The following is a 13,593-nucleotide window of genomic DNA, read 5'->3' as shown; positions in this document are numbered from 1 at the left end:
TAAAAAACAGTGAATGTTCTTCCAATTTAATACAAATTACATATAGATTGGTAGATTCAGTTTTTAAGCTATGATAGTATAGTGAAAAGGGAGAGTCATATGGTAAATTTTAAGAAAATTTTGGCTTTTATTACCGTTATTTGTTTATTTTTTTTGACACCTATGACGTTACGTGCTGAGACGAATGTTGGAGTGAATCCAGAACAAGTGGCACCACCACCTAAGGAAGGGCCAAATGTTTTTAGTCAGTTTGCAACTACGATTGATGCGAAAACTGGAGATGTTTTGTATGATAAAAACGCACATCATCGTGCATTTCCGGCTAGTATGACGAAAGTGTTAACGGCGATTTTACTTATGGAGCATACGAAGCCAGAGGATCAATTTACGTTTTCACAATTAGCATTAGATCAAGAGAAGAGTAATTATCAAATTGAGTTTCAACCTGGTGAGACGATTAATAGAAATACTGCACTTATGATTTTAATGGTGCTAAGTGCGAATGATGTGTCGTATGCGATTGCGGAGCGTATTGGCGGAAGTGTTGAGAATTTCGCTAATATGATGAATGAGAGAGCGAAGCAATTAGGGGCGACAGATAGTCATTTTGTAACACCGAATGGATTACATGATCCGAATCATTATACAACTCCATTTGATATGGCTATGATTACGAGAGGTGTGCAAAAGTATCCTGAAATTTTACAAGCGATGAATACGAAAAGAACGACAGTTACGACATCTAGACAGACGGTGTCTATTTTTAATAAATCTACTTATTTTGAAAACCCATATAGTATTGGCGGTAAGACGGGTTTTACAAATGAAGCGCGCAATACGCTCGTTTTATTAAATGAGAAGGATGGAAATTGTATTATAAATGTAGTAATGGCTTCTCAAAGACCTGAAATTTATGAAGACTTGAAGCAGATGGCGGAATATTCTTTTGGTCAATTTGTGAAGCAAACTGTACTAGATAAACATAGTTGGCATCAAAAGACAACGTATTTAAATAAAGATATTGATAGCGAGCTTGAAAAAAGTGCAGAACTGATGCTTAAGAAAGATGAAGGAAAAAATGTGAGAACGACTTTCCGTGCGGCTTCATTAGATAAAGATTCTTTGTATCATAAAGGAATTCATCGTGGTGAGGTAGTTGGGGCAGTTGATATTACGAAGAATAATCAAACAATTGCGACGGTAAATGTTCTTTCTAAAGAAGATGTTACTTTTGCGATGCCTAAAAAAGATACGGTCGAGCCTGAAGTAAACGAATCAAACGTGAAAATAATAAGCATTGGGATAGGTGGTGCCATATTATTTGGAGCCATTTTATTTGTAGTGCTGCGCCGAAATACAAAAGGAATGAAATCAGAAGAAAAATAAATTACTAGTTTAAAAGGCTGTGAAGAGACTTTGTCACAGTCTTTTTTTGTTGGAAATAACTAATAATTGTAAATTTTATTATTGCATTTCCTTTTTGTTCGTTATATTATTTACTTGTGTTCTTGTTAAAGAACTAAGGTGAATATTGCATACTTCAAATAATATAAAACAACGGAGAGGGAGAGAAACGATGAAATTAATTTGGAAGGTGATTAGCAACGTTATCTCATTTGTTTTATTTGCGTTAATGGTTTGCTTAGCTTTTGTAGTTATTTCTTCAAAAGCGAGCGGTGGTGATCCAACTGTGATGGGATATCAATTTAAGAGCGTTCTTTCTGGATCGATGGAACCAACATTTTTAACAGGATCAATTATTGCGATAGAGCCGAAGAAAGATGGTTCTAAATATCAAAAAGGTGATGTTATTACCTTTAAAGAGAAAGATGAAAAAATTATCACTCACCGTATTATTGGTGTGAAAGATACAAATGGAAAAGTAATGTATGAAACAAAAGGGGATAACAACAATGGCCCTGATCTAGAACCAGTACTTGCGGAGAATGTCATTGGGAAATATGCAGATATTACAGTTCCTTATGCAGGGTATGCACTAAATTATGCGAATTCAAAAGCTGGAGCAGCTTTGCTTCTTATTATTCCAGGAGTCTTTTTACTAGGCTATTCTGCGATTTCTATTTTTAGTGCTATTCGTAGCATAGACGGAGAAAAGAAAGAGAAAAAAGTAGAACAATCCGTCTAGTTCGTTTGGTTATACTTTCCGGTTAGGAAGTTGACAAATATATAGATTAAGGGGATATGGACATGACTTTAAAGAAAAAATTAGGAATGGGTATCGCATCAGCAGTATTAGGGGCTGCATTAGTTGGCGGAGGAACATTTGCATTTTTCAGCGATAAAGAAGTGTCAAATAATACATTTGCGACTGGTACGCTTGATTTAGCATTAAATCCATCAACAGTTGTTAATGTATCGAATTTAAAACCTGGTGATACAGTTGAAAAAGAATTTAAATTAGAAAATAAAGGGACATTAGATATTAAAAAAGTACTACTAAAAACAGATTACAATGTAGAAGATGTGAAGAAAGATAATAAAGATGATTTTGGTAAACATATTAAAGTAACATTCTTAAAAAATGTAGACAAGCATGAAACAATCGTAAAAGAAACAACGCTAGATAAATTGAAGGGTGACACACTTACTGCGGTAAATAACGATTTAGCTGCTTGGTTCTGGGATGAAAAAGGTATTTCAGCAGGTAAATCTGATAAATTCAAAGTGAAATTTGAGTTTGTTGATAATAAAAAAGATCAAAATGAATTCCAAGGTGATAAGCTACAATTAACTTGGACGTTTGACGCACAACAAGGCGATGGTGAAACAAAATAATAAGGACAACAAAAAGAGACTATCAAAAGTGATAGTCTCTTTTTCTGTTAAAAGTGAAATGTAAAAAGAAACATAATTTTTATATCATTTTGTAATTCACTTTATTATAATAAAGATATAGTTCTTGATAAAGAACAAGTTGTTCGATAGGAGAGATTAAAATGCTGAAGCCACCTCGCAAATTCAAAAAGATGCTTATATTGCCATGTTTGTGTTCTATTACTTTTTATTTAGGCTCTCAAATGATGACTTATACAGAAGCAGCTTTCATTCATGAAACGAAAGTAGAGGCCACTATTTCTACAGCAAGTATTTTTCCAAAAACAGTTGATCAATTAATAGAACAAGCTAAGCAGCATAAGGAAGTCATTTTGCATGAGTATGAAGGGATGAAATTAAAAGAAACTGCTACCTCCACTCAAGAGTTAGAACAGGCGCTTGTTACGTGGAAGCAAGGGCGTGAGAAAATAGTTGCTGAGAGAGAAGCGTTACAAAAAGTATATAAATCAATAGAAGAACCTTATAATCAAGTACAAGAAGAGTTAAAAGGAAATACAACTGCATCGAATAAGCAAGTATTCTCGTATGTGAATGCTGGCTTCCATAAAGTGAAAGTAAACTGTGAGTATGTTGATAAAGAAGTTAATTTACAAGTGATTGATAAAAAAATTCAAGATTTTGAGAAGTTACTAGTAGATGAAACAGCAAAACAAGTGAGTGAGGCTGAGAAACAAAAGGAATTAGAAGAGAAGAAGAAACAAGAGGAAGCGAAAAAACTAGAAGAGAGTAAGAAACAAGAGGAAGCGAAAAAACTAGAAGAGAAGAAACAAGAAGAGGCGAAAAAACTAGAAGAGAAGAAGAAACAAGAAGAAGCGAAAAAGCTAGAAGAAAGTAAAAAACAAGAAGAACAGAAAAATAAAGATAGCAAGTAAATTATAGTAACATTTCAAAGCAGATAGAGATTATAAAACAAATAGGTGAGAGAGCACTATCACTCACCTATTTTTCGTGTCCTGCTTATTTTATTTAGCCAATAAGAGGTAGTTAGATAGACGAAGCTTACTAATTAGTGGAGATAGGTCAAAAAATCAACAAAATTTTTCTTTATTTTTCAAAAATTAACTGAAATTTCCAAATAATATTGAGAAATGAAAATAACTGAAAATATTAATAAATATGTGTTGTATTTATATAGGTATGTTCGTTATAATGAACATAAGGTTTTTAAAAAAGAACAAATATTAGCTAAGCTAATATAGTTTTAGTTATATCTCTTATTTTAAATAAGAGATAGCAATAAAAAATATAAAAAACAGCTAGGGGGAATTGATTGTGAGTCTGAAAAAGAAATTAGGTATGGGAGTTGCATCAGCAGCATTGGGGTTATCTTTAATTGGTGGAGGAACATTCGCTTACTTTAGCGATAAAGAAGTATCGAACAATACATTTGCAGCTGGGACGTTAGATCTTACATTAGACCCTAAAACGCTTGTAGATATTAAAGATTTAAAACCAGGGGATTCTATTAAGAAAGAGTTCTTATTAAAGAATAGCGGTTCATTAACAATTAAAGATGTTAAACTAGCGACAAAGTATACTGTAAAAGATGCAAAAGGTGATAATGCTGGTGAAGACTTTGGTAAGCACGTTAAAGTGAAATTCCTTTGGAACTGGGATAAACAAAGTGAGCCTGTATATGAAACAACTTTAGCAGACCTACAAAAAACTGACCCAGATCTTTTAGCTAAAGACATCTTTGCTCCTGAGTGGGGAGAAAAGGGTGGATTAGAAGCTGGTACAGAGGATTATTTATGGGTACAATTTGAATTTGTAGATGATGGAAAAGACCAAAATATCTTCCAAGGTGATTCATTGAATTTAGAATGGACATTCAATGCTAACCAAGAAGCTGGAGAAGAAAAATAATAAAAAAGCGGGTATCCCCCGCTTTTTTTTATAAAGAAAAAAGAAGTGCCGATTGTAAGCACTTCTTTCTATTTATTATTTTTGATCTTGCTTCCATTTTGTAAATTCAAGAAATTCACGAAATTGTTCTTTGGAGACGCCGGAGCTCATCGCATCTTTAACGAGTTGTGTCCATTCGGAGTCTAGGTGATTTTCCTTTGTTGTTTCATCATGAAGTAGAGTGTCAACTGGAATTTGTAGAACTGCTGCGATCTTTTCAAGAAACTGAATGGAAGGGTTTTTTTGTAAATTTCGTTCTATAGAACTAATGTAAGATTTAGCAACACCGGCTTTTTCGGCAAGTTCAGTTAATGAAATACCTTTTTGTAAACGCAGGCGTTTTATACGTTCTCCAATCATATTTGCGCACCTTTCTATCAATATGTCGTCGTCTTATGATGTCATTATTATAACATAAACTTCGCTAAAAAGAACAAACCTATTGAGCCTGGCTTGATGGTTTCGTACGTTGGAAAAAATGTTCGATATCTTGTAGAGCGATACCAGCGTCTAGAGCTTCAAGTATTAAATCAATCCATTCTTGATCCAATGCGTCAGTCTTATCTTTGTACAAATGTAATTCCTCCCTAATTATCGGTCATAACTGCTGCTACAGAATACGTGATAATGCAATCGGATTTTGTATTTTTATGTAGTGAATTATCAAATATTTTGTAGATAAAACAAAGATAAAATCCCCATTAAATTCCCTCTATGGCGATTATAAAGTTTCTGACAAATATTTTCAATATTTTCAGAAAACATTGTTGAATTGTGATATACTCGTATGCTAACTATGGAATTTTTACAAATATATTAAAAACATTACATAATATGACTAAATATTGAAAAAATATTGAATTTTTAATAAAATTCAATTTGTAATACATATTATTTATTAGGGGAGGAAATAAGGGATGAACAAGAAACCGTTCAAAGTTTTATCTTCAATCGCTTTGACAGCTGTATTAGGTCTTTCGTTCGGAGCTGGTACTCAATCTGCATATGCTGAAACGCCTGTGAATAAGACAGCTACGAGCCCAGTTGATGATCATTTAATTCCGGAAGAACGTTTAGCGGATGCGCTAAAAAAACGTGGGGTAATTGATTCGAAGGCTTCAGAGAAAGAAACAAAGAAAGCTGTCGAAAAATACGTAGAGAACAAAAAGGGTGAAAATCCGGGGAAAGAAGTAACAAATGGGGACCCACTTACGAAAGAAGCATCGGACTTTTTAAAGAAAGTGAAAGATGCGAAAGCAGATACGAAAGAAAAGTTAGACAAACCTGCAACAGGAACACCTGCAGCGACAGGACCAGTTAGGGGTGGTCTAAATGGTAAAGTACCAACATCTCCAGCAAAGGAAAAAGCGTACAACGGTGATGTTCGTAAAGATAAAGTACTCGTTTTACTTGTAGAGTACGCTGACTTTAAACATAACAATATCGATAAAGAGCCTGGCTATATGTATTCGGAAGACTTTAACAAAGAACATTATGAAAAAATGTTATTCGGTGATGAGCCATTTGCGTTAGAGGATGGAAGCAAAATCGAAACGTTTAAACAATATTATGAAGAGCAATCTGGTGGTAGTTACACAGTAGACGGAACAGTTACAAAATGGTTAACAGTTCCTGGTAAAGCTGCTGATTACGGTGCGGATGCTGCTACAGGTCATGATAATAAAGGACCAAAAGGACCTCGTGATTTAGTAAAAGATGCATTAAAAGCAGCTGTAGATAGCGGTATTGATTTATCTGAGTTTGATCAGTTCGATCAATACGATGTAAATGGTGATGGAAATCAAAAGCAACCGGACGGTTTAATTGATCACTTAATGATTATTCATGCAGGTGTTGGACAAGAAGCGGGCGGTGGTAAATTAGGTGACGATGCAATTTGGTCACATCGCTGGACAGTTGGACCAAAACCATTCCCAATTGAAGGTACACAAGCGAAAGTTCCATATTGGGGCGGAAAGATAGCGGCATTCGACTACACAATTGAGCCAGAAGATGGCGCAGTTGGTGTATTCGCGCATGAATATGGTCATGATTTAGGCCTTCCAGATGAGTATGATACAGACTATACTGGTCATGGTGAGCCAATTCAAGCTTGGTCTGTTATGAGTGGCGGAAGCTGGGCTGGTAAGATTGCAGGAACAACGCCAACGAGTTTCTCACCACAAAATAAAGAGTTTTTCCAAAAAACAATTGGTGGTAACTGGGCGAATATCGTAGAAGTAGATTACGAGAAATTAAATAAAGGTATCGGTCTAGCAACATATTTAGACCAAAGTGTTACGAAAACGAACCGTCCAGGTATGATTCGTGTAAACTTACCTGATAAAGATATAAAAACGATTGCTCCAGCATTTGGTAAGCAGTATTACTACAGCACAAAAGGTGACAATCTTCATACAACGTTAGAAACACCGCTGTTCGATTTAACGAATGCAACGAATGCGAAATTTGATTTCAAATCGTTATATGAAATCGAAGCAGAGTATGATTTCCTTGAAGTACATGCTGTAACAGAAGATGGGCAAAAAACGCTAATTGAAAAACTTGGTGAGAAAGCAAATAGTGGAAATGCAGATTCGACAAATGGAAAATGGGTTGATAAATCATATGATTTAAGCCAATTCAAAGGTAAGAAAGTAAAATTAACATTTGAGTACATTACAGATGGTGGTTTAGCATTAAACGGTTTCCTACTTGATAATGCTTCATTAACAGTAGATGGTAAAGTAGTATTCTCTGATGATGCAGAAGGTACACCACAATTTAAATTAGATGGTTTCGCAGTTTCTAACGGAACTGAGAAGAAAAAACATAACTACTATGTAGAGTGGAGAAATCATACTGGATCAGATAGCGCATTGAAATTTGCTCGCGGTCCAGAATATAACTCTGGTATGGTTGTATGGTATGCAGACTCAGCTTACACAGATAACTGGGTTGGTTTACATCCAGGACATGGTTTCCTTGGTGTAGTTGACTCTCATCCAGAAGCAATTGTAGGAACTTTAAATGGTAAACCGACAATTGACAGTAGTACACGATTCCAAATCGCTGATGCGGCGTTCTCATTTGATAAAACGCCAGCATGGAAAGTTGTATCTCCAACGCGTGGAACGTATACGTATAATGGCTTAGCAGGTGTGCCGAAGTTTGATGATTCGAAAACGTATATTAATCAACAGATTCCAGATGCAGGACGTATTTTACCGAACCTTGGCCTAAAGTTTGAAGTAGTAGGACAAGCTGATGATAATTCTGCAGGTGCTGTTCGCTTATATCGTTAATACAGTAAAACTACCGAGAGATTTTCTTTCGGTAGTTTTTTTGTGAGCAATGAATTTTATATAAAAGAAGAAATTATATATAATGTAACTTTACGAATAGAAATTTATTATAATATGAAGTCTATATAAATAATGAAAGAATTGGATAAAAATAGTGGGGAAGGTGAATGAATGAGCGTTTCTTCTATTGTAAATAAACAAAAGGAATATTTTTATAATGGCCATACGCGAAGTGTAGCAGTGAGAAAGAATAATTTGAAGAAGCTTTATGAAGGCATTCAGCGTTTTGAAGAAGAAATATTTCAGGCGTTGAAATTAGATTTAAATAAGTCAATTCATGAGTCGTTTACAACGGAAGTTGGGTATGTATTAAAAGAAATTTCCTTTCAATTGAAGCATATTTCATCATGGAGTAAACCGAAGCGTGTTCGAACAGCACTCACCCATTTTGGATCAAAGGGGAAAGTAGTGCCCGAACCGTACGGTGTGACACTTATTATTGCACCTTGGAACTATCCGTTTCAATTAGCAATTGCACCACTTGTAGGAGCGTTGGCAGCTGGAAATACAGTTGTTTTAAAGCCGTCAGAGTTAACGCCAAATGTTTCAAAAGTGCTTACGAGAATGTTAGAGGAATTATTCCAAGAAGAGCTTGTAGCGGTAGTAGAAGGCGGTGTAGAAGAGAGTACGGAATTGTTAAAGGAACCATTTGATTATATTTTCTTTACAGGTAGTGTTGGTGTTGGAAAAGTTGTGATGGAAGCAGCTGCGAAACGGTTGACGCCGCTTACGTTAGAACTTGGCGGAAAAAGTCCATGTATTGTACATAAAGATGCGAAAATAGATGTAACAGCAAGACGAATTGTGTGGGGGAAGTTTTTAAATGCAGGGCAAACGTGTGTAGCCCCGGATTATATGTATGTGCATGCTTCCGTGAAAGAACAGTTAATCGAGGCATTACGACACGAAATTGCGGAGCAGTATGGCAAAGAGCCACTGCATAATGATCATTACGTGCGAATTGTGAGTGATCGTCATTTTGAACGATTATGTCGATTTTTACAAGATGGTCAAGTCGTAATTGGCGGGAACTATAAGAAAGATACATTACATATTGAACCGACAGTAGTAACGAACATTACATGGCAAGATGCGGTTATGGAAGATGAAATTTTTGGTCCGATTTTACCAATTGTAGAGTACGACAACATAGAAGAGGTAATTGACACAATTCAGCAACATCCAAAGCCGTTAGCGTTATATGTATTTTCTGAAGATAAAGAAGTACAAAAGAAAGTGACGAGTAATATTTCATATGGCGGAGGTTGTATTAATGATGTTGTCTATCATCTTGCAACGCCATATTTACCTTTTGGGGGCGTCGGTAGTAGTGGATTAGGGGGTTATCATGGGGAAGAAAGTTTTCGAACTTTTTCACATTATAAAAGCATTTTGGCCCAATCTACGGCATTTGATATGAAAATTCGTTACTCTTCTACAAAAAGTGCTTTAAAATTCATACGAAAGTTGTTAAAATGATGATGGTGTTTATCAGTAGGCGTAGCCGTATGATAATAGCCCCTTCGCAATGGAAGGGGTTTTTCTGTTCGACGTTATGTATCGTGCGAAAATGAATCAAACATAATACATAAAGAATAGAAGCGAACGCTTGTTAAATAATCATTTTTGTTTGGATCGAAACAAAAAATAGTCTATAGAACATAAATATTTATTCATGAATATAAAAATTAAAATTTAAGGTAGATAGGACGGGAAAATGAAAAAGATTATTAAAGTTGAAGCAGTAGAAAAACATTTTGGAAATCAAGTGATTATCCCACCTCTTTCTTTAGATATTAAAGAAGGAGAATTTTTAACAATCTTAGGACCGAGTGGTTGCGGGAAAACGACGTTACTTCGTATGATCGCAGGTTTTGAAACTCCAACTAAAGGGAATCTTTTATTAGATGATGAAAAGATTAACGATTTGCCACCGTACAAGCGCCATATGAATTTAGTGTTCCAACATTATGCGCTATTCCCACATATGAATGTGGAGAAAAATATTTGTTTCGGTATGAAAATGCAGAAAGTACCGGCAGCAGAGCAGAAAGAGCGTGCTGAAGAGGCAATGCGTTTAACGCAGTTACTTGAGTTCCGTAATCGTAAACCTGCGAAGCTTTCTGGTGGACAGCAGCAGCGTGTAGCAATTGCGAGAGCGATTGTAAATAACCCGCGTGTATTATTACTAGATGAGCCACTTGGGGCGTTAGACTTTAAGTTAAGAAAAGACTTGCAACGTGAATTGAAAAACTTACAACGTAATTTAGGAATTACGTTCATATACGTAACGCACGATCAAGAAGAAGCGATGAGCATGAGTGATCGTATTGTTGTTATGAATAAAGGACATATTGAACAAATCGGAACGCCGAAAGAAATTTATAATAAGCCGAAAACGATGTTCGTTGCAACATTTATCGGTGAAAATAATATTGTGAAAAACGGGGAAGGCTATGTAGCAATTCGCCCTGAAAACGTAAAGGTACGTTCGGTTGAAGAGCCGATTTTAAAAGAATACCATCTTGGACATATTGAAGACATTGAGTTTGTTGGAAATATGGAAAAGCTGTATGTACGTGACGAGAAAACATCAGAATTACTAATGGCATATCAAACTGCTGAAGAAGCAACGCAGTGGAACATTGGAGATAATGTATACGTAGGCTGGGAGCAAGAGGACGAGGTGACCTTAAATTGAAAAAAGGGAAATTACTCGCACTACCTACAGTCGCGTGGCTGTTAATCTTCTTCCTAATTCCCCTTCTGTTTGTATTGGCATTTGCCTTCATGCAGCGCGGAGCATACGGAACAGTGGAAATGCAATTTACGTTAGAGAATATAGCTCGTGTGTTTGATCCACTATACATGGGAACGTTATGGGAAACTGTTAAGATTGCAGTTATTACAACAGTAATCTGTTTAGTAATTGGTTATCCATTTGCTTATACAATTACAATTGTTGATCGTAAATACCGTTCAATTCTTTTATTATTGGCAACGATCCCGTTTTGGATTAACTTTCTTGTTCGTTCATACGCATGGATTGTTATTTTACGTTCACAAGGTCTTGTAAACACATTGCTATTAAAACTAGGTATTATTAGTGAACCTTTAAATTTACTATATAATACACCTTCTGTAATACTCGGAATGGTATATTCTTTATTACCATTTATGATTTTACCAGTGTATGCAGCGATTGAGCAGCTTGATAAGCGTAAGCTAGAAGCAGCTTATGATTTAGGTGCAACACCAGTAAAGGCATTTTGGAATGTTACAGTACCAATGACGATGTCAGGGATTGCTACGGGTTCTATTTTAGTGTTTGTTTCTTCTATCGGAATGTTTGTTGTATCAGACGTTATGGGTGGATCGAAAGTAGCGTTAATCGGAAACGTAATTCAAAATCAATTCTTAGGAGCGCGTGATTGGCCGTTTGGATCTGCGTTATCTATGATTGTTGTTCTATTCTCTGTTCTGTTAATTTACTTATATTATCGTGCAACGAAAGTATATAAATATGATGGGAACGGAGGGGAATAGGCAAAGATGAAGAAGTTTTTAGTTTCTTATTCTTGGTTAATTTTATTGTTCTTGTATTTTCCAATGATGGTTTTAATGGTATATTCCTTCAATGATTCTCGCATTAACGCGGAATGGGAAGGTTTTACATTCCATTGGTATACAGATTTATTTCAAAAACAAGATGTTATTGATGCGTTTGTAAATAGTATGACGATCGCGATCGTAACAACGATTGTAACGACAGTTCTTGGCGTGATTTTCGCGATTGCATTGCATCGTTATAAATATCGTTATGAAGGTGCTATTAACGGTCTTGTGTATTTACCAATTTTAATTCCTGATATTTTAATGGGATTATCTTTACTTATCTTATTTAGTCAATTAGGTATGGAACTTGGCAAAACAACAATTATTATTGCACACATTACATTTAGTATTTCATTTGTTGTCGTTATTTTAGCAGCACGTCTATCTGGTATGGGACGTGATTTAGAAGAGGCTGCGAATGATCTAGGAGCAACGCCGTGGCAAACGTTTCGTTATGTAACGTTCCCAGCAATTGCACCAGGAGTTATTTCAGCCGCATTATTAACATTCACATTATCAATTGATGATTTTGTAATTAGTTTCTTCGTATCAGGACCAGGATCAACAACATTGCCATTATACATTTACAGTATGGTTAAGCGCGGAGTATCACCAGAAATTAATGCACTTTCTACAATTTTAATTGTAGCTATCGTAGGATTAATGGTTCTATCTGAAATCTTCCGTAACAAAGGTGCAGATGGTGAAGAAAACTCTGGAGGACACCTTCCTTTATAATACGAACGATATAGAAAGTACGAGGGGGTAATAAACCGATGAAATTAATGAAAAGATTAGCCGGCGCAGCAATTAGCTTTAGCCTTGTAGCTGGTGTACTTGCTGGTTGTGGTGAAAAGAAAGAAGAGTTAAACATTTATAGCTGGGCTGACAATTTTGATGAGCAAGTGCTAAGAGATTTTGAAAAGAAATATAATGTGAAAATTAACTATGATAAGTATGCAAGTAATGAAGAAATGCTTGCGAAATTACAAGCTGGTGGCGCGAAGTATGATTTAATTCAGCCATCTGATTACATGGTTAAAACAATGGCAAAAATGGATTTATTAGCGCCGTTAGATAAAAAGAATATCCCAAATATCGAAAACATGGTTTCTAATTTCAAAACACCTGCGTTTGATCCAGAGAATAAATATTCTTTAGTATACACTTGGGGTGTAACTGGTATTGCATACAATAAAAAGTATGTGAAAGAAGCACCTACAAGCTGGAATGACTTATGGAATGAGAAATATAAAGGGCATGTAACTTTATTAAACGATTCTCGTGAAGTATTAGGTATGGGTCTTAAGAAAAACGGCTTCTCAAACAGCACGAAAGACGATGCGCAGTTAAAGACAGCAGCAACTGATTTACAGAAGCTACTTCCAAACTTATTAGCATTTGATACAGATAATATTAAACAAAAGTTTATTACAGAAGATGCTTGGATCGGAACGGTTTGGTCTGGAGATGCAGCATTTATCGCAAAAGATAATAAAGATGTAGAGTACGTTGTACCAAAAGAAGGCGGCACAATTTGGGCTGATACGTTAGCAATTCCAAAAGGTGCGAAAAACAAAGAGCTTGCAGAGAAGTTTATGAACTACTTATTAGATGAAAAAGTAAGTGTGAAAAACTACGAGTCAATTGGATACAGTAATCCTAATGAAAAAGCTCACCCTCTTCATAGTAAAGAATATCGCGATAACCATATGATTTTCTTAACGAAAGAAGAATTAGATCGTACAGAATGGCTTGTTGATGTAGATGATAAGTTAAAAGACTATGATCGTTACTGGACAGAGCTAAAAACAAAAGGTAAATAAGTAAGGAGATGCGGTTTCTAAAGTAG

General features: G+C 35.5%; 13 protein-coding genes. 11 read left to right on the top strand and 2 right to left on the bottom strand.

The annotated features are described in order from the left end of the window. The first annotated feature begins 99 nt into the window (after positions 1-99). The 5 genes from V7S50_RS05660 (at position 100) to calY (ending at position 4,722) form a co-directional block, all read left to right on the top strand. Entirely contained in the window at positions 100-1,386 is a 1,287-nt protein-coding gene (locus V7S50_RS05660) for a D-alanyl-D-alanine carboxypeptidase family protein (RefSeq protein WP_242251023.1), read from the top strand. A gap of 190 nt (positions 1,387-1,576) precedes the next feature. Continuing rightward, positions 1,577-2,146, top strand: coding sequence for a signal peptidase I SipW (sipW, locus tag V7S50_RS05655; RefSeq protein ID WP_063224542.1), 570 nt, complete (start codon positions 1,577-1,579; stop codon positions 2,144-2,146). 62 nt (positions 2,147-2,208) lie between these two features. Continuing rightward, positions 2,209-2,796 carry a CalY family protein gene (locus V7S50_RS05650; protein ID WP_000172840.1) on the top strand — a complete coding sequence of 196 codons (588 nt, stop codon included), beginning with the start codon at positions 2,209-2,211 and terminating at the stop codon, positions 2,794-2,796. Positions 2,797-2,957: 161 nt separating this feature from the next. Next, entirely contained in the window at positions 2,958-3,728 is a 771-nt protein-coding gene (locus V7S50_RS05645) for a DUF4047 domain-containing protein (RefSeq protein ID WP_242251024.1), read from the top strand. 400 nt (positions 3,729-4,128) lie between these two features. Beyond that, positions 4,129-4,722 (top strand): biofilm matrix protein CalY, encoded by a 594-nt coding sequence (gene calY / locus V7S50_RS05640; RefSeq protein ID WP_063224540.1) that lies wholly within the window; start codon positions 4,129-4,131, stop codon positions 4,720-4,722. A gap of 75 nt (positions 4,723-4,797) precedes the next feature. Here calY and V7S50_RS05635 read toward each other — a convergent pair whose 3' ends face one another. Then, positions 4,798-5,121, bottom strand: coding sequence for a helix-turn-helix domain-containing protein (locus V7S50_RS05635; protein ID WP_000578882.1), 324 nt, complete (start codon positions 5,119-5,121; stop codon positions 4,798-4,800). Between the two features lie 79 nt (positions 5,122-5,200). Then, positions 5,201-5,335 carry an anti-repressor SinI family protein gene (locus V7S50_RS05630; RefSeq protein ID WP_060630024.1) on the bottom strand — a complete coding sequence of 45 codons (135 nt, stop codon included), beginning with the start codon at positions 5,333-5,335 and terminating at the stop codon, positions 5,201-5,203. A gap of 343 nt (positions 5,336-5,678) precedes the next feature. On the opposite strand from V7S50_RS05630, the gene inhA1 reads away from it, so the two are divergent. From inhA1 to potD, 6 genes are all read left to right on the top strand, one after another. After that, positions 5,679-8,066 (top strand): M6 family metalloprotease immune inhibitor InhA1, encoded by a 2,388-nt coding sequence (inhA1, locus tag V7S50_RS05625; RefSeq protein WP_063224539.1) that lies wholly within the window; start codon positions 5,679-5,681, stop codon positions 8,064-8,066. A gap of 171 nt (positions 8,067-8,237) precedes the next feature. Then, on the top strand, positions 8,238-9,605 hold the full coding sequence (locus V7S50_RS05620) for an aldehyde dehydrogenase (protein ID WP_242251026.1): 1,368 nt from the start codon (positions 8,238-8,240) through the stop codon (positions 9,603-9,605). Positions 9,606-9,843: 238 nt separating this feature from the next. Beyond that, positions 9,844-10,827, top strand: coding sequence for a spermidine/putrescine ABC transporter ATP-binding protein PotA (potA, locus tag V7S50_RS05615; RefSeq protein ID WP_242251027.1), 984 nt, complete (start codon positions 9,844-9,846; stop codon positions 10,825-10,827). Beyond that, on the top strand, positions 10,824-11,672 hold the full coding sequence (gene potB / locus V7S50_RS05610; RefSeq protein ID WP_000715496.1) for a spermidine/putrescine ABC transporter permease PotB: 849 nt from the start codon (positions 10,824-10,826) through the stop codon (positions 11,670-11,672). Before potA ends, potB begins: the two co-directional genes overlap by 4 nt. 6 nt (positions 11,673-11,678) lie before the next feature. Then, positions 11,679-12,479, top strand: a complete 801-nt coding sequence (potC, locus tag V7S50_RS05605) for a spermidine/putrescine ABC transporter permease PotC (RefSeq protein WP_000714199.1) — start codon at positions 11,679-11,681, stop codon at positions 12,477-12,479. Between the two features lie 38 nt (positions 12,480-12,517). Next, on the top strand, positions 12,518-13,567 hold the full coding sequence (gene potD / locus V7S50_RS05600; protein WP_242251028.1) for a spermidine/putrescine ABC transporter substrate-binding protein PotD: 1,050 nt from the start codon (positions 12,518-12,520) through the stop codon (positions 13,565-13,567). Positions 13,568-13,593 lie beyond the last annotated feature (26 nt).

Source organism: Bacillus sp. CCNWLW194 (genome assembly GCF_037120585.1).
Lineage (GTDB): Bacteria > Bacillota > Bacilli > Bacillales > Bacillaceae_G > Bacillus_A > Bacillus_A basilensis.
The sequence above is the reverse complement of the archived record's forward strand: the minus strand, read 5'-3'. Positions and strand labels throughout refer to the sequence as shown.